Genomic DNA, 15192 nt, shown 5'->3' on the forward strand with positions numbered 1-15192 from the left:
GGCCCCGGGCCCCTGGCCCCGCCGCCGGCCCCTCATCTCTCGTACAACCCCTGCACCTGTTCGTCGAAGTCGCGCAGGATGCGGTCGCGGCGGAGTTTCATCGTCGGGGTGAGATGGCCGGCGAATTCGCTGAAGTCCGCAGGGAGGACGGCGAAGCGGCGGATCGACTCCGGGCGGGAGACCAGCTTGTTGGCGTCGTCGACGGCCCGTTGCAGCACCGACTGCAACTCGTCGTCGTCGAGGAGCAGTTCGACCGGTACGGGATGCTTGCCGTTCATCGCCCGCCAGTGGGTGAGACCGTCGGGGTCGAGGGTGAGGAGCGCGGTCACGTAGGGGCGGCCGTCGCCCAGGACGAGGGCCTGGGAGATCAGCGGGTGGGAGCGCAGCCAGTTCTCCAGCGGGGCGGGCGCGACGCTCTTGCCGCCCGCCGTGATGATCAGTTCCTTCTTGCGGCCGGTGATCGTGAGGTAGCCCTCGTCGTCCAGTTCGCCGATGTCCCCGGTGGGCAGCCAGCCGTCCGGGGTCGCGGAGACCACCCCGCCCGCCGCCGGATCCCAGTAGCCCCGCAGCACGTGCTCACCGGCGACGAGGATCTCGCCGTCCGCCGCGATCCGGATGCGCGTGCCGGGCATCGGCCAGCCGACCGTGCCGAGCCGGGGCTTCAGCGGAGGCGTCACCGTGGTGGCGCCGGTGGTCTCGGTGAGGCCGTAGCCCTCGTAGATCTCGATGCCCGCGCCGAGGTAGAACGCGGACAGGCTCCGGCCGAGCGGTGAGCCGCCGCAGATGGCGTGGCGGACGCGGCCGCCCATCGCGGCGCGGAGACGGCGGTAGACCAGCGGGTCGTAGAGGGCGCGGGCGGCGCGCAGCGTGGCGCCGGGACCGGATCCGGTGCCGGTCTTGTGGGCCTCGACGGCCTCGCCGTAGCGGCGGGCGACCCCGGCCGCACGGTCGAAGGTGGCGACCCGGCCGCCCGCCTCGGCTTTCGCGCGGGCGGAGTTGAAGACCTTCTCCAGCATGTAGGGGATGGCGAGGAGGCAGGTGGGCCGGAAGGCGGCCAGGTCGGGCAGCAGGTCCTCGGCCTTGAGGCTCGGCGCGTGGCCGAGACGGACGCGGGCCCGGACGCAGGCGATGGCGACCATCCGGCCGAAGACATGGGACATCGGCAGGAACAGCAGGACCGAGAGATCGTCGTCGGCGCCCTTGAAGACGGGCGAGAGGAGTTCGATCGCGTTGTCGACCTCGGCGAAGAAGTTGCCGTGGGTGAGCACACAGCCCTTGGGGCGGCCGGTGGTGCCGGAGGTGTAGATGAGCGTGGCGAGCGTGTCCGGGCCCAACATGCCGCGCCGGACGGCCACTTCACCGTCGGGTATGTGGTCGCCGGCCTCGGTGAGCCGGTCCACGTGCCCCTTCTCCATGACCCACACATGCCGCAGGTCGGGCAGCCGGTCGAGTTCGGGGCCGAGCGCGGCGGCCTGCGCGACGGTCTCGGTGACCAGGGCGACCGCGCCCGAGTCCTGGAGGATCCAGCGGGTCTGGAAGACGGAGGAGGTGGGGTAGACGGGCACGGTGACCAGCCCGGCCGCCCAGGCGGCGAAGTCGAGCAGGGTCCACTCGTAGGTGGTGCGGGCCATGATGGCGATCCGGTCGCCCGGCACCAGCCCCTCCGCGATCAGCCCCCGGGCCGCGGCCTGCACCTGGCCCGCGAACCGCTCCGCCGTGATGTCCGCCCACTCGCCGTCCGGGCCCTTGCGGCTGAGCACCACCGACTGCGGGGCGGCGGCCGAGTTGTCGTAGGGCAGGTCGGCGAGCGAACCGTGGGTGACCGGCGGGGCGAGCGCGGGTACGAACGCCTCGCGCACGGCGCCGTCCAGCCGCCGGATCTCGGGCGGGACGAGGGTGGGGGGAGCGTCGTCGAAGTCTGCGGAGGTCGAGTACGGCGTGGACACGGGCGGCTCCCTGGGCGTGCAGCGGGGAAACTGCTTGCTGCATGACGTACGTGCCTCGTATGGCGAGGTGTTCAACCGGAACGCCCCCGCAGAAAGGGGTTGCTGGCCGGTCCCGACAGGGGATCGTACGGGGCCCACGTGTGGGGGGTGTGGGCGTTCGGGGATGGTCCGGCGTCGGGCCTGTGCGGGCTTCGCCGCAGTTCAGCACCGCTGCCGGAACCGCCTCGGTCCCCCTGCGGAACCGCCTCAGCTCCGTTCCAGGACGGCCGTGACGCCCTGGCCGCCCGCCGCGCAGACCGAGATCAACCCCCGTGCGGGGCCGCTCTGTTCGGAGAGCAGTTTGGCCAGGGTCGCCACGATCCGGGCGCCGGTGGCGGCGAACGGGTGGCCGGTGGCGAGCGAGGAGCCCGCCACGTTGAGCCGGTCCCGGTCGACGGTTCCGAGGCCCCGCTTCTCCCAGGCGGCGAGAGTGGCCAGCACCTGGCTCGCGAACGCCTCGTGCACCTCGATCAGATCGAAGTCGTCGAGGCCGAGCCCGGTGCGTTCCAGCATGCGCGGCACGGCGTGCGCGGGGGCCATCAGCAGGCCGTCCTCGCCGCCCGCGACATCGCCGCGCACGAAGTCGACGGCCGCCGTCTCGTAGGCGGTCAGATAGGCCAGCGGTTCCAGGCCGCGCGCCTCGGCCCACTCCTCGGAGGCGAGCAGGACGACCGCCGCGCCGTCGGTGAGCGGGGTCGAATTGCCCGCCGTCATGGTGGGGTTGGGGCCGTCCGTGCCGAACACCGGTCTGAGCGCGGCGAGTTTCTCGGCCGTGGAGTCGGGGCGCAGGTTCTGGTCGCGGTCCAGGCCGCGGAAGGGGACCACCAGGTCGCGGAAGAAGCCGCGGTCGTAGGCGGCGGCCAGCCGCTGGTGGCTGGTGGCCGCGAGCGCGTCCTGGTCCTCGCGGGAGACGTCCCAGGCGCGGGCGGTGACCGCCGCGTGCTCGCCCATGGACAGACCGGTGCGGGGTTCGGCGTTGCGCGGGATGTCGGGGACCAGATGGCCGGGGCGGATCTTCGCCAGGGCCTTGAGGCGGGCGCCCGCCGACTTGGCCCGGCGGGCTTCGAGGAGGATGCGGCGCAGCCGGTCGTTGACGCCGAGCGGGGCGTCGCTCGCGGTGTCGGCGCCGCCCGCGATCGCCGAGTCGGTCTGGCCGAGGGCGATCTTGTTGGCGGCGGCGATGACGGCCTGGAGGCCGGTGCCGCACGCCTGCTGGATGTCGTAGGCCGGGGTGCGGGCGTCCAGCTTGGAGCCGAGGACCGTCTCGCGGGCGAGGTTGAAGTCGCGGCTGTGCTTGAGGACGGCGCCGGTGACGACCTCGCCGACGACACCGGGCACGTCGAGCCCGTAGCGGATCGCCAGGCCGTTCACGGCGGCCGTCAGCATCTCCTGGTTGGAGGCGGTGGCGTACGGGCCGTCGGAGCGGGCGAAGGGGATCCGGGTGCCGCCGACGATCGCCACACGGCGGGCGCGCGGGGGCTCCGCCGGGCTGAAGGACGACGCTTCCACCAGCTTCAGCCGTGTCGGCTCCGAGGCACTCATCTCGACCTGCTCCTCACCCTTGACCTAGACTTACCCCCGGTAACCTTACTGGAGAGTAAGCATGTGTGCCGAGCCCGTGGGAGACGAGACGAACATGGCCGACCGCTATCTGCGCTTCACCGCCACCGCACCCGGCCGCGCCCTCACCCGAAGGCTCGGCCTTCCGCGACCGGCGGCGCTCAGGCGCTGGACCGTCGAACACCCGTCCCTCACAGGCTCCTTGGTGCACCTTACGGCCGGGGAGTCCCCCCTCACCCTGGCTCCCGTCCTCGCCCGCGCCGGACTTCCGGCGGGTGACGGCACCGCGGCCGACAGCCCGGCCGCCGTCGTGCTCGACGCCTGCGGTGTACGGGACGTCGACTCCCTCGCCGCGGTGCACACGGCCCTGCACCCGGTCGTACGGTCCGTCGCCACGAGCGGCCGGATCGTGGTGCTCGGCGCCCCGCTCGACACCGGGGACCACCACCAGGCGGCCGCGCAGCAGGCCCTGGAGGGGTTCGTACGGTCCCTCGGCAAGGAGGTCGGAGGGGGCAGGACGGTCAACCTGGTCCGGCTGACGGACGCGGAGGCCGCGTGGTCCACGCTGGACTTCCTCCTCTCCCCCAGGTCCGCCTACGTCAGCGGGCAGGTGATCGAGGTGGGTGCCCGCTCCGACGGCCCCCCGGAGACGGCGGACCGTCCGCTCGCCGGCCGGACCGCGCTCGTCACCGGAGGCGCGCGCGGCATCGGTGAGGCCGTCGCCGAGACGCTGGCACGCGACGGCGCGACGGTCGTCGTCCTCGATGTGCCGCAGGCCGAGGCGGACGCCCGGCGGGTCGCCGGACGGCTCGGCGGACGGGCCCTCACCCTCGACATCACCGCCGCCGACGCCGGTGAGCGGATCGCGGCCGAACTCCCGGACGGGCTCGACGTGTTGATCCACAACGCCGGGATCACCCGGGACCGGCGGCTGGCCAACATGCCCGCAGAGCGCTGGAGTTCGGTGCTCGACGTCAATCTCGCGAGCGTGCTGCGCACCACGGACGCGCTGCTCGCCAAGGGCACCCTGCGGCGCGGCGGGCGGATCGTGGCGACCGCGTCCATCGCGGGTCTCGCCGGGAACGCCGGGCAGACCAACTACGGGGCGAGCAAGGCGGGGATCGCCGGTCTGGTGCGGGCGCTGGCGCCGCGCGCGGCCGCCGGGCACGGGGTGACCGTGAACGCGGTCGCGCCCGGGTTCATCGAGACGAGGATGACGGCGGCGGTACCGCTGTTCATCCGCGAGGCCGGACGCCGGATGAACTCCCTCGCGCAGGGCGGACTTCCGGTGGACGTCGCCGAGACCACCGCCTGGCTCGCCCACCCGGCGTCCGGCGCGGTCAACGGACAGGTCGTGCGGGTGTGCGGCCAGAGCCTGCTGGGGGCGTGATGACCACCCAGCGCACCGCCCCGTCCCTGGGCCCGCTGCTGGCGCGCGGCGCCCTGCTCTCCCCCTTCAAGAGACCCCGCCCGGACGCCGTCTTCGACGGGGAGCCGCTCGTCCTGTCCGGGCTGCGGATCGACGTGGACCGGCTGGCCCGCTACGAGCGGATCTGCGGCTTCGCCCCGGGCGGCGACGGACTCCCGCCCACCTACCCGCACGTCCTGGGATTCCCCTCGGCCATGGCCCTGATGAGCCGCCGCGCCTTCCCGCTCCCGCTGCTCGGCCTGGTCCACACGTCGATCGGGATCACCCGCCACCGCACCCTGCCGACCACCGGCACCTACGAACTCACCGTGTACGTCGACCACTTGGCCGCGCACCGGCGCGGCACCCAGGCGTCGGTCGTCACCGAACTGCGGGAGACCGGCGAGAGCGCGGCGGTGTGGGAGTCGACCAGCACCTACCTCGCCCGGCACCGCACGACGACGGCCACCGCCGCCGCGCCCCAGGAGCCGGATCCCCTTCCGGCACCGCTCCCGGTGCTCGGCGAATGGCGGCTGGGCGGCGACGTGGGACGGCGGTACGGGGCCGTGTCCGGCGACCGCAACCCCATCCATCTGCACCCGCTCACCGCCCGCCTCTTCGGCTTCCCCCGGGCCATCGCCCACGGCATGTGGACCGTCGCCCGCTGCCTCGCCGCCCACGGCACCCCACCGGCCGTCCGCGCCCACGCCGACTTCCGCGCACCGGTCCTGCTCCCGGGCACGGTCGTCTACGCGGCGGACGGCGACCGCTTCGAGCTGCGCCGGCCGGGGGACGACGGGCGGATCCACGTCAGCGGACGCGTGGAAGCACTGGGGTGAACCTCAGGCCGCTGGGGTGAGCCTCAAGCCGCCGGAGGGTTCCAGGCGTTGCCCCGCATCAGGTCGGACAGGCCCGCCCAGGCGAAGTTCATCAGGGTGGCCGCCGCCTGGCGCGGGGTGACGGACTCGCTGGCGTTGGCCCAGGACGCGAGGGACTCGGCGGCGCCGACCAGGGCCTCGGCGAGACCGGCGACCTCGCGCTCGGGCAGGTCGGGATCGCGGTGCGCCTCACGGGCGGCGACGACGATGAGCTGGGTCACGAACGCGACGATCTCCTCGCGCATCGCGGTCACCTCGGCGGCGAACGTCTCGCCGTGGGTGCGGGCCTGGAGGTGCAGGACGGACCAGGACAGCGGGTGTGCGCCGGTGTGGGCGAAGAAGGCGAGCAGACCGTCCCAGAGCTGGCGGTCGGCGCTCTGGTCAGGTCCGATGCCGGAGCGTACGGCCGCCACCAGGGCCTGGGCCTCCCGCCGGATGCAGGCGGTGAAGAGGTCGTCCTTGGAGTTCAGGTACAGATACACCAACGGCTTGGAGACGCCCGCCAGTTCGGCGATCTCGTCCATGGACGCGGCCATGTAGCCGCGTCGGCCGAAGATCTCCACGGCGGCGTCCAGCATCTGCTGTTCACGGACCGCACGCGGCATCCGCTTGGTCTTCACGGCACCCATGGGGCAAGCCTAATCGGGCCGGGCGGGGGACAACTCCCTTCCGGCCGGCAGCAGTTTCGTCAGGAGGTCTGGCCCTGGGCGTGCGCGGTGTCCGTCGCCGCGTCCTCCTGGGAGCGGCTGGCCTCCAGGTTGGCCTTCATCCGGTCCACCCGGCGCACGACCGTCTCCGAGGCGCGGTCGCGCTCCTTGCGCAGCACGACGAAGCTGATCGGCGCGGAGAGCACCAGCGCGAGCAGGATGATCCACATGCCGTTGGAGTCGCCGAGGCCGCGCGGCACGACGCCGAAGTGGACGAGGCCCCAGACGACCCCGAGGCAGCCGGCGAAGACGCCGAGGCGCATCAGCGTGTAACGGAGCATCTCAACCCACTCTTCCGTGTCCAACGTGTCCAACGTGTCCAAACAGGACCGACGTCCAGTGAAGCACGGCGGGCCGCCGATCTTCGCGCGGGGTCATGCGAGCGGCAGCAGCAGGGTGATGTCGTCGCGGTCGTCGCCCGGGGCGACCCGGATCGCGGCGGGGACCCGGCCGACCTCCTTGTAGCCGCAGGAGGTGTAGAAGTGCTCCAGGCCGAGGCCGCCGCGGCAGGAGAGCCGTACGGCCTCGATGCCGTCGAAGCCGCGGGCCGCGTCGGCGGCGGCCGCCATCAGGTCGCGGCCGTAGCCGTTGCCCTGGTGGCGGGGGTGGACCATCACGGTGTAGAGCCAGACCCAGTGGGTCATCAGGCGGTGGGTGTTGAAGGCGAAGAAGGCGGTGGCGGCGACCTCGCCGTCCTCGTCGTGGCCGACGAGCAGCCGGTGGCGGCCCTCGGCCATGGCCGTGAGGTGCTTCACCAGCTCGGGCCGGATCCGCTCGCGGTCCACGGGCGCGACGAAGCCGACCGCCCCGCCCGCGTTGGAGACGTCCGTCCACAGGTCCAGGACGCCGTCGCGCAGGGCGGGGGTGACGGCCGGGTCGAGGGTGAAGGTAAGGGGCATGCAAGCAGGGTAACCATTACCCCGCTCGCGCCTCAACGGCGTTTGGGACCCTCGCCTCAGACCCGCATCGGCTGCGGCGACTCCCGGCGCTCCGGGTCCGGACCGTCGTACTCACGGATGATCTCGTAGCGCGTGTTGCGCTCCACCGGGCGGAAGCCCGCGTCACGGATCAGGTCGAGCAGGTCCTCGCGGGTCAGCTTGTTCGGGGTGCCGTAGTTGTCGGCGTCATGCGTGATCTTGTACTCGACGACCGAGCCGTCCATGTCGTCCGCGCCGTGCTGGAGGGCGAGTTGGGCGGTCTGGACGCCGTGCATCACCCAGAACACCTTGACGTGCGGCACGTTGTCGAAGAGGAGCCGGGAGACCGCGAAGGTCTTCAGGGCCTCGGCGCCGGTGGCCATCTGGGTGCGGGCCTGGAGCCGGTTGCGGACCTTGCCGTCCTTCATGTCCACGAAGTCGTGCTGGTAGCGCAGCGGGATGAAGACCTGGAACCCGCCCGTCTCGTCCTGGAGTTCACGCAGGCGCAGCACGTGGTCGACGCGGTGCCGGGGCTCCTCGATATGGCCGTACAGCATCGTGGAGGGGGTCTTGAGCCCCTTCTCGTGCGCCAGACGGTGGATCCGGGACCAGTCCTCCCAGTGGGTGCGGTGGTCCACGATGTGCTGCCGCACCTCCCAGTCGAAGATCTCGGCGCCGCCGCCGGTCAGGGACTCCAGACCGGCGTCGATCAGCTCGTCGAGGATCTCGGAGGCGGACAGACCGGAGATCGTCTCGAAGTGGTGGATCTCCGTGGCCGTGAACGCCTTCAGCGAGACGTCCGGCAGCGCGGCCTTCAGCTCCCGCAGCGAGCGCGGGTAGTAGCGCCACGGGAGGTTGGGGTGCAGGCCGTTGACGATGTGCAGCTCGGTGAGGTTCTCCGACTCCATCGCCTTGGCGAGCTTCACCGCCTCCTCGATGCGCATCGTGTACGCGTCCTTCTCGCCCGGCTTGCGCTGGAAGGAGCAGTAGGCGCAGGACGCCGTGCACACGTTGGTCATGTTGAGGTGGCGGTTGACGTTGAAGTGCACGACGTCGCCGTTCTTGCGCGTGCGCACCTCGTGGGCCAGCCCGCCCAGCCAGGCCAGGTCGTCCGACTCGTAGAGCGCGATGCCGTCCTCGCGGGTCAGCCGCTCACCGGCCCTGACCTTCTCCTCCAGCTCGCGCTTGAGCCCGACGTCCATGCTCTTCCCTCTCCTCGGCAGATCCGTCAACCGTACGCCTAGACCTCTTCGGGGAGGTCCCCGACCCGGTTCTCCCACTTGGTGGAGAGCACGATCGTGGTACGGGTCCGGGAGACGCCCTTGGTGCCGCTGAGCCGCCGGATGATCCGCTCCAGGCCGTCCACGTCGTTGGCCCGCACCTTGAGCATGAACGAGTCGTCGCCGGCGATGAACCAGCAGTCCTCGATCTCGTTCAGGTCCTTCATCCGGTTCGCCACGTCCTCGTGGTCGGCGGCGTCGGAGAGGGAGATGCCGATGAGGGCGGTGACACCGAGGCCGAGCTGGGCGGCGTTCACCGTGGCCCGGTAGCCGGTGATGACCCCGGCCGCCTCCAGCCGGTTGATGCGGTCGGTGACGCTGGGTCCCGACAGGCCGACGAGGCGTCCCAGCTCCGCGTAGGAGGCCCGGCCGTTCTCCCGCAGGGCCTGGATGAGCTGCCTGTCCACCGCGTCCATGCGAATCGAAGCCTTCCGATCAAGTTCCTGAGGAATGAGAGGTACTGCGAGTACTGCGAGGTTCCCGGTGCTCAGCCGGCGCCGCTCATGTGTCCCGGGGCGCGGACGCGCCGCCCAGTTCGCCCCGCCACCTGCGGTACAGGCCGTGCGCGACCCCCGCCGCGTCGAGCACCCGTCCGGCGACGAAGTCGACCAGGTCCTGGATGTGGGTGGCGCCCGCGTAGAAGGCGGGCGACGCGGGCACCACGCTCGCGCCGGCGTCGTCGAGGGCGACGAGATGCCGCAGCGTCTGCCCGTTCAGCGGGGTCTCCCGTACGGCGACGACCAGCCGACGGCGTTCCTTGAGCGTCACGCTCGCCGCCCGCTGGAGGAGGTCCTTGGAGAGCCCGAGCGCGACCCCGGCGACACAGGCGGTCGAGGCGGGGACGATCAGCATCCCCTTCGCGGGATACGACCCCGAGGACGGGCCCGCGGCGAGGTCCCCGGCGTTCCAGTACCGCACCCCGTCGAGTCCGGCGTCGACGTCGAAGGTGCCCGGCTTGCCGTCGGCCCCCCGCGCCAGCCATTCCCGCAGGTCGTCCCGCCAGTGCGCGTCCCGGAACGCGATCCCCGTCTCGTCCAGCAGGGTGAGCCGCGAGGCCCGGCTGACCACCAGGTCCACGCTCTCGCCCCCGGCGAGCAGCGCCCGCAGGACAGCGGCGGCGTACGGCGTACCGGACGCCCCGGACACCCCCACGATCCAAGGCAAGCGCTGCGTTTCTCCTGCGTTCACACCTTGAGCGTACCGGTGGGCGGGAGGGTCTTCAGGACCGGTGGGGTGCGTTGGGGTCGATGGGGAGATGAGCGGTGTTGACCGTGAGCCTGCCGAGCGGGGATCGGACGGTCAGGTCGGGACCGTAGACGACCGTGTCACGGCCACGGTAGCCGTTGGGCCCCGGGTTCCACAGGGTCACGGCGTGGCCCTGGAGGGGGTCGAGGATCAGATAGTTGGCGATGCCCCGGGAGGCGTACCAGCCGGGCTTGACCTCGTAGTCGCGGCGGACACTGCCCTGGGAGACGACTTCGACGACCAGTTCGATGAGATCGGGTGAGTAGGCACCCTTGTTCTTGGCCGCCTCGGGGGCGGGGATGACCGCCAGGTCGGGGCAGAACTCGTTGTCGTCGTCGAAGGGGAAGGCGACATCGCTGGCGAAGTCCCACTCGGGGCCCAACTGCGCCTCGAGGTCGTTCCACACCAACCGGATGGTCTTGGCGTGGTGGGGCTTGACCGGACTCATCATGATGTTGCCCTCGACGATCTCCATGCGATAGCCGGGGAACATGTCCTCGAACCGGCTGAGCTGCGAGTGCAGGCGGTCAAGGTCCGAGACGGTCACGGTGGCCTCCTTGGGGGTCCTGCCCTCGATGGTAGGCCGCACGGTACTCAGACGGTCAGACCCCGGACCAGGAGATCCAGCAGCGCGCACCCGAACAGGGCGATGCCGATGAAGCCGTTGACGGAGAAGAACGCCCTGTTCAGACGGGTGAGGTCATGGGGGCGGACGATGGTGTGCTCGTAGACGAAGGCGGCCGCGACGACGACCAGGCCGAGCCAGAAGAACGCGCCGGCGCCGGTCAGCAGCGCGTACCAGACGAGCAGACCCGTGGTGATCGCGTGGCAGACGCGGGCGGAGCGGATCGCCGCCGGGACGCCGAAGCGGGCCGGGACCGACAGCACGCCCGTCTCACGGTCGGTGTCGATGTCCTGGCAGGCATAGATCAGGTCGAAGCCGCCGATCCAGATGCCGACGGCGAGACCGAGGACGACCGCGTCCCAGGACCACTCGCCGGTGATCGCCAGCCAGCCGCCGATCGGGCCCATCGCCTGGGCGAGACCGAGGATGGCCTGCGGGAAGTTCGTGAACCGCTTGCCGTAGGGATAGACCACCATCGGGATCACCGCGACGGGGGCCAGGGCCAGACAGAGCGGGTTGAGCAGGGCCGCCGAGCCGAGGAAGATCACGACGGCGATCAGGGCGCCGGTCCAGGCGTGCTTCACCGACACGGCGCCGGTGACCAGTTCGCGGTGGGCGGTGCGCGGATTGCGGGCGTCGATCTCGCGGTCGATGATCCGGTTCACCGCCATGGCGAAGGTGCGCAGACCCACCATGCAGACGGTGACGAGCAGCAGCTTGCCCCAGTGGATGTTGCCGTCCAGCTCGAACATCGCGGTGAGCGCGGCGATGTAGGCGAAGGGCAGGGCGAAGACCGAGTGCTCGATCATCACCAGACGCAGGAAGGCCCTGGTGCGACCGGGTTGGGGGATCGCGGCGGAAGCGCTGGTCATCACAGGCCGTATTCCTTCCAGCGGCGGTCGACCGTCGCCGCCGTCTCCGGGTCGGACAGCACCATCTCGGGCCAGCCGCCGTCCCGCGTGTACCCCTCCTCGGCCCATTTGCGCGTCGCGTCGATGCCCGCCTTGCCGCCCCAGAACTGCTGGTAGGAGGCGTGGTCGAGATGGTCGACCGGACCCTCCACGACCGACAGGTCACGGGCGTAGTCGGTGTTGCCGAGCGCCCGCCAGGCGACCTCGTGCAGATCGTGGACGTCGCAGTCGGAGTCGACGACCACGATCAGCTTGGTCAGGGACATCATGTGGGCGCCCCAGACCGCGTGCATGACCTTCTGGGCGTGCTTGGGGTACTTCTTGTCGATCGAGACGATCGCGCAGTTGTGGAAGCCGCCGGCCTCGGGCAGGTGGTAGTCCACGATGTCCGGGACGATGATCTTCAGCAGCGGCAGGAAGAACCGCTCCGTGGCCCGGCCCAGCGGACCGTCCTCGGTGGGCGGGCGGCCCACCACGATCGACTGGAGCAACGGCCGTTTCCGCATCGTCACGCAGTCGATGGTGAGCGCGGGGAACGGCTCCTGCGGGGTGTAGAAGCCGGTGTGGTCGCCGAAGGGGCCCTCGGGCAGCATCTCGCCCGGCTCCAGCCAGCCTTCGAGGACGACCTCGGCGTTGGCCGGGACCTGGAGCGGGACCGTCTTGCAGTCGACCATCTCGATCCGCTTGCCCGCGAGGAACCCGGCGAACAGGTACTCGTCGATGTCACCGGGCAGCGGGGCGGTGGAGGCGTAGGTGACGGCGGGCGGGCAGCCGAAGGCGATCGCGACGGGCAGCCGTTCGCCGCGGCGGGCGGCCACCTGGTAGTGGTTGCGGCTGTCCTTGTGGATCTGCCAGTGCATGCCGATCGTGCGCCGGTCGTGGCGCTGGAGGCGGTACAGGCCGAGGTTGCGGATCCCGGACTCCGGGTCCTTGGTGTGGGTCAGGCCCAGGTTGAAGAAGGAGCCGCCGTCCTGCGGCCAGGTGAAGAGGGCGGGGAGCCGGTCGAGGTCCACGTCGTCGCCGTGCAGGACGACCTCCTGGACCGGCGCGTCCTTCACCTTCTTCGGCGGGACGTGCGTCATCGCGCCGAGCTTGCCGAACGCCTCGCGCACGCCGACGAAGCCGTGCGGCAGCTCGGGGCGGAGCAGGCCGCCGATCTTCTCCGAGATCTCCGCGTACGACTTCAGGCCGAGCGCCTTGAGCAGGCGGCGGTCGGTGCCGAAGACGTTCATCGCGAGGGGGAGGTCGGAGCCCTTCACGTTCTCGAAGAGCAACGCGGGGCCCTGTGCCTTCTGCACCCGGTCGACGATCTCCCCGACTTCCAGGTACGGATCGACCTCGGCCTTGACGCGCTTGAGGTCGCCTTCGCGTTCCAGTGCCCTGAGCAGGGAACGAAGATCGTCGTAAGCCATGCGACCCAGTATCGCCGAGCGGCTACCCTGAGCCCGTCACCGGGGCCGGACACGAGCGGGCCCCGCCACCACCCAGGGGGCTGTACTCCATGCTCAGGCTGCTGATGTATCTGGTGCCGCTGGCGCTGACGATCTACGCGCTGATCGACTGCCTGAACACACCCGAGGACGAGGCACGCCATCTGCCGAAGATCGTCTGGGTGTTCATCGTCCTGCTCTTCTGGATCGTCGGCCCGATCGCCTGGCTCGCCGCGGGCAAGGTCCGCACGCCCCCGCAGAACGGCCGCACCCCCTCGGAGTGGCACCGCAACCAGCGCTTCGTCGCCCCCGACGACAACCCGGAGTTCCTCAAGTCCCTCGACAAGGACGACAAGGACGAACAACTCCTCAAGGACTGGGAGGCCGACCTCCGCCGCCGCGAGGAAGACCTGAAACGCCGCACCTCGGACGAGGAACCGAAGGGCGACTGACCAGCACCCTCAGCGAGGCGCGGACCGTACCCGGGCCTCGGGTCAGCGCAGGCGGGACGATGACAGGATTGAGAGCAGGTGGGCCGGGACCATCAGCCACGTGATCGTGGCGATGGCGGCCAGGGTCCAGCGGGTCGGGTCCAGGGAGTCCGTCGCCGCGTCGGCGAAGGCCACGACCAGGAGGACGAGGGACGCCTCGATGCCGTTGGTCACCCGGTGGATCTTGAAGGCGGCGGCCAGCCTGCGCACCGACGCCACGCCCTGCGAACGCGGCGCCGCGGCCTCGTCGTCGGCGACCGCCAGCCCGCGCCGGGCCCGGGCCACGTCCACCAGGTCGGTCGACGCCTTCAGCAGGACGACGCCCAGCGCGGTCGCGAGCCCCAGCGACAGCCAGCCGCCCACCCCCGACTCCGCCGCGCGGAAGCCGATGCCGGTCATCAGCGCCGCGTCGGCGAGGTAGGCGCCGAGCCGGTCGACGTAGATGCCGGTCGCGCTGTTCTGTCCCTTCCAGCGGGCGACCTCGCCGTCCACGCAGTCGAAGAGCAGGAAGAGCTGCATGAACAGCGCGGCGAGCACCGCACCGGTCAGCCCCGGTATCAGCAGCGCCGCGCCGGACAGGATCCCGCACACCACCATCGTCCAGGTGAGCTGGTCCGGCGTGACCGGCGTGCGCACGAGCTGACGGGTGAACCGCAGCGACACCCGGCGCATGTACAGCCGCCCCGCCCAGTGTTCGCCGTTGCGGCTCGCCAGCTTGGCCTGCGGCTGGCAGACCTCCCGCAGCTCCTCCAGCACCGGAGCAGCAACCATGACCGTTCCTCCCACACGCCCCGAGATGACCGGGCCAGGCTAGGCGAGCGCCCAAGAGGCCCGTACGGCGGGGCGGTTGTGCGGGAGGAGGAGTTTCCGCGGCACAGTGACCTCATGACTGTTCCGGACGACGACACCGCCCGCCGCTGGCTCCGCACCGCCCTCGCCGAGGCCCGGGCCGGGCTCGCCGAGGGCGGCATCCCGATCGGCGCCGCGCTCTACGGCCCGGACGGCACGCTGCTCGGGCGGGGCCACAACCGGCGGGTGCAGGACGGCGACCCGTCCACGCACGCGGAGACGGCGGCGTTCCGCGCGGCGGGCCGGCAGCGGTCGTACCGGGGCACGACGATGGTCACGACCCTCTCGCCGTGCTGGTACTGCTCGGGGCTGGTACGGCAGTTCGGCATCTCGCGGGTGGTCGTCGGAGAGGCGGTCACCTTCCACGGCGGCCACGACTGGCTCGCCGAACACAGCGTGGAGATCGTGCTCCTCGACGACCCCGAGTGCGTCGCCCTGATGCGGGACTTCATCGCCGAACACCCGGCCCTGTGGAACGAGGACATCGGGGAGTAAGCGGAGCTAGGGCGACCCCTCGACGAAGTCGATCAGACGTTCGAACCGCGCCCGCCACACCGCCTCGCCGTCCCCGCGCGACTCGCGGAACTCGTGCGTGAACCGCAGCGCCGACCCCTCGTCGCCGTCGCGCTCCAGGTGGAAGCGGATCCGGCCGCCCTCCAGGGCGTACTCGGCGACCCGGTCCACGTCCCACGCGGTGATCTCGCCGCGCCCCGGCCCGCGCAGCGCGACCGCGCCGCCGAGCCGGGGTTCGAGCAGGTCGACGCCGGTCCACCAGCCGCCGATGCCCTCGGGGGTGGTCAGCGCGGGCCAGACGGCCTCCATGGGCCGGGGCAGCCGGACCAGGAAGTGCAGGATGTGCGTGTTCCCGTGGGTCTGGCTGGTGCCCTGTTCGACGGAACCGGTCAT

At 71.4% G+C, this 15192-nt stretch carries 17 protein-coding genes; 4 read left to right on the top strand and 13 right to left on the bottom strand.

Annotated elements, in window-relative coordinates:
• Window positions 1–32 precede the first annotated feature (32 nt).
• Together G6W55_RS20900 and G6W55_RS20905 are read right to left on the bottom strand one after the other, a co-directional pair.
• Window positions 33–1946 (bottom strand): long-chain fatty acid--CoA ligase, encoded by a 1914-nt coding sequence (locus G6W55_RS20900; protein WP_175522360.1) that lies wholly within the window; start codon window positions 1944–1946, stop codon window positions 33–35.
• A 246-nt stretch (window positions 1947–2192) separates the two neighbouring features.
• Window positions 2193–3527: an acetyl-CoA C-acetyltransferase gene (locus G6W55_RS20905; RefSeq protein ID WP_175522361.1), complete on the bottom strand. Its 1335-nt coding sequence runs from the start codon at window positions 3525–3527 to the stop codon at window positions 2193–2195.
• A 94-nt stretch (window positions 3528–3621) separates the two neighbouring features.
• Between G6W55_RS20905 and G6W55_RS20910 the strand changes: the two genes are divergently transcribed.
• Together G6W55_RS20910 and G6W55_RS20915 are read left to right on the top strand one after the other, a co-directional pair.
• Window positions 3622–4935 (top strand): 3-oxoacyl-ACP reductase, encoded by a 1314-nt coding sequence (locus tag G6W55_RS20910; RefSeq protein ID WP_175522420.1) that lies wholly within the window; start codon window positions 3622–3624, stop codon window positions 4933–4935.
• On the top strand, window positions 4935–5792 hold the full coding sequence (locus G6W55_RS20915) for a MaoC/PaaZ C-terminal domain-containing protein (RefSeq protein ID WP_175522362.1): 858 nt from the start codon (window positions 4935–4937) through the stop codon (window positions 5790–5792). Before G6W55_RS20910 ends, G6W55_RS20915 begins: the two co-directional genes overlap by 1 nt.
• 23 nt (window positions 5793–5815) lie before the next feature.
• Here G6W55_RS20915 and G6W55_RS20920 read toward each other — a convergent pair whose 3' ends face one another.
• From G6W55_RS20920 to G6W55_RS20960, 9 genes are all read right to left on the bottom strand, one after another.
• The gene (locus G6W55_RS20920; protein WP_175522363.1) at window positions 5816–6460 is read right to left on the bottom strand and encodes a TetR/AcrR family transcriptional regulator; all 645 of its coding nucleotides are present in this window, start codon (window positions 6458–6460) and stop codon (window positions 5816–5818) included.
• Window positions 6461–6519: 59 nt separating this feature from the next.
• Complete coding sequence (locus G6W55_RS20925) at window positions 6520–6819, bottom strand: DUF4229 domain-containing protein (RefSeq protein ID WP_175522364.1); 300 nt, start codon at window positions 6817–6819, stop codon at window positions 6520–6522.
• 93 nt (window positions 6820–6912) lie between these two features.
• Window positions 6913–7437, bottom strand: a complete 525-nt coding sequence (locus G6W55_RS20930) for a GNAT family N-acetyltransferase (protein ID WP_175522365.1) — start codon at window positions 7435–7437, stop codon at window positions 6913–6915.
• 56 nt (window positions 7438–7493) lie between these two features.
• The gene (mqnE, locus tag G6W55_RS20935; RefSeq protein WP_030790336.1) at window positions 7494–8657 is read right to left on the bottom strand and encodes an aminofutalosine synthase MqnE; all 1164 of its coding nucleotides are present in this window, start codon (window positions 8655–8657) and stop codon (window positions 7494–7496) included.
• Between the two features lie 38 nt (window positions 8658–8695).
• Window positions 8696–9151 carry an Lrp/AsnC family transcriptional regulator gene (locus G6W55_RS20940; RefSeq protein ID WP_030790339.1) on the bottom strand — a complete coding sequence of 152 codons (456 nt, stop codon included), beginning with the start codon at window positions 9149–9151 and terminating at the stop codon, window positions 8696–8698.
• An 85-nt stretch (window positions 9152–9236) separates the two neighbouring features.
• Window positions 9237–9899: a UbiX family flavin prenyltransferase gene (locus tag G6W55_RS20945; RefSeq protein WP_175522366.1), complete on the bottom strand. Its 663-nt coding sequence runs from the start codon at window positions 9897–9899 to the stop codon at window positions 9237–9239.
• Between the two features lie 55 nt (window positions 9900–9954).
• Window positions 9955–10527 carry a Uma2 family endonuclease gene (locus G6W55_RS20950; RefSeq protein WP_175522367.1) on the bottom strand — a complete coding sequence of 191 codons (573 nt, stop codon included), beginning with the start codon at window positions 10525–10527 and terminating at the stop codon, window positions 9955–9957.
• A 47-nt stretch (window positions 10528–10574) separates the two neighbouring features.
• A complete protein-coding gene (gene mqnP / locus G6W55_RS20955) occupies window positions 10575–11477 on the bottom strand; it encodes a menaquinone biosynthesis prenyltransferase MqnP (protein ID WP_175522368.1) in 903 nt (300 codons plus the stop codon).
• A complete protein-coding gene (locus G6W55_RS20960; RefSeq protein ID WP_175522369.1) occupies window positions 11477–12928 on the bottom strand; it encodes a menaquinone biosynthesis decarboxylase in 1452 nt (483 codons plus the stop codon). Before G6W55_RS20960 ends, mqnP begins: the two co-directional genes overlap by 1 nt.
• Window positions 12929–13017: 89 nt before the next feature.
• Between G6W55_RS20960 and G6W55_RS20965 the strand changes: the two genes are divergently transcribed.
• Window positions 13018–13398, top strand: a complete 381-nt coding sequence (locus G6W55_RS20965) for a PLD nuclease N-terminal domain-containing protein (protein WP_175522370.1) — start codon at window positions 13018–13020, stop codon at window positions 13396–13398.
• A gap of 42 nt (window positions 13399–13440) precedes the next feature.
• On the opposite strand, the gene G6W55_RS20970 is transcribed toward G6W55_RS20965, so the two are convergent.
• Window positions 13441–14208, bottom strand: a complete 768-nt coding sequence (locus G6W55_RS20970; protein ID WP_175522371.1) for a CDP-alcohol phosphatidyltransferase family protein — start codon at window positions 14206–14208, stop codon at window positions 13441–13443.
• Window positions 14209–14322: 114 nt separating this feature from the next.
• Between G6W55_RS20970 and G6W55_RS20975 the strand changes: the two genes are divergently transcribed.
• Window positions 14323–14781 carry a nucleoside deaminase gene (locus G6W55_RS20975; RefSeq protein ID WP_175522372.1) on the top strand — a complete coding sequence of 153 codons (459 nt, stop codon included), beginning with the start codon at window positions 14323–14325 and terminating at the stop codon, window positions 14779–14781.
• Between the two features lie 6 nt (window positions 14782–14787).
• Here the strand turns inward: G6W55_RS20975 and G6W55_RS20980 are convergent, their stop codons facing one another.
• Complete coding sequence (locus G6W55_RS20980; protein WP_175522373.1) at window positions 14788–15192, bottom strand: SRPBCC domain-containing protein; 405 nt, start codon at window positions 15190–15192, stop codon at window positions 14788–14790.

The organism is Streptomyces sp. CAI-85 (assembly GCF_013363615.1).
Lineage (GTDB): Bacteria > Actinomycetota > Actinomycetes > Streptomycetales > Streptomycetaceae > Streptomyces > Streptomyces antibioticus_B.

Coding starts and splice junctions, on each gene's coding strand:
- G6W55_RS20915 (WP_175522362.1), top strand. CDS start 4,935: ATGACCACCCAGCGCACCGCCCCGTCCCTGGGCCCGCTGCTGGCGCGC.
- G6W55_RS20965 (WP_175522370.1), top strand. CDS start 13,018: ATGCTCAGGCTGCTGATGTATCTGGTGCCGCTGGCGCTGACGATCTAC.
- G6W55_RS20925 (WP_175522364.1), bottom strand. CDS start 6,819: ATGCTCCGTTACACGCTGATGCGCCTCGGCGTCTTCGCCGGCTGCCTC.
- G6W55_RS20960 (WP_175522369.1), bottom strand. CDS start 12,928: ATGGCTTACGACGATCTTCGTTCCCTGCTCAGGGCACTGGAACGCGAA.
- G6W55_RS20970 (WP_175522371.1), bottom strand. CDS start 14,208: ATGGTTGCTGCTCCGGTGCTGGAGGAGCTGCGGGAGGTCTGCCAGCCG.
- mqnP (WP_175522368.1), bottom strand. CDS start 11,477: ATGACCAGCGCTTCCGCCGCGATCCCCCAACCCGGTCGCACCAGGGCC.
- G6W55_RS20980 (WP_175522373.1), bottom strand. CDS start 15,192: ATGACCGGTTCCGTCGAACAGGGCACCAGCCAGACCCACGGGAACACG.
- G6W55_RS20975 (WP_175522372.1), top strand. CDS start 14,323: ATGACTGTTCCGGACGACGACACCGCCCGCCGCTGGCTCCGCACCGCC.
- G6W55_RS20940 (WP_030790339.1), bottom strand. CDS start 9,151: ATGGACGCGGTGGACAGGCAGCTCATCCAGGCCCTGCGGGAGAACGGC.
- G6W55_RS20910 (WP_175522420.1), top strand. CDS start 3,622: ATGGCCGACCGCTATCTGCGCTTCACCGCCACCGCACCCGGCCGCGCC.
- G6W55_RS20905 (WP_175522361.1), bottom strand. CDS start 3,527: ATGAGTGCCTCGGAGCCGACACGGCTGAAGCTGGTGGAAGCGTCGTCC.
- G6W55_RS20920 (WP_175522363.1), bottom strand. CDS start 6,460: ATGGGTGCCGTGAAGACCAAGCGGATGCCGCGTGCGGTCCGTGAACAG.
- mqnE (WP_030790336.1), bottom strand. CDS start 8,657: ATGGACGTCGGGCTCAAGCGCGAGCTGGAGGAGAAGGTCAGGGCCGGT.
- G6W55_RS20930 (WP_175522365.1), bottom strand. CDS start 7,437: ATGCCCCTTACCTTCACCCTCGACCCGGCCGTCACCCCCGCCCTGCGC.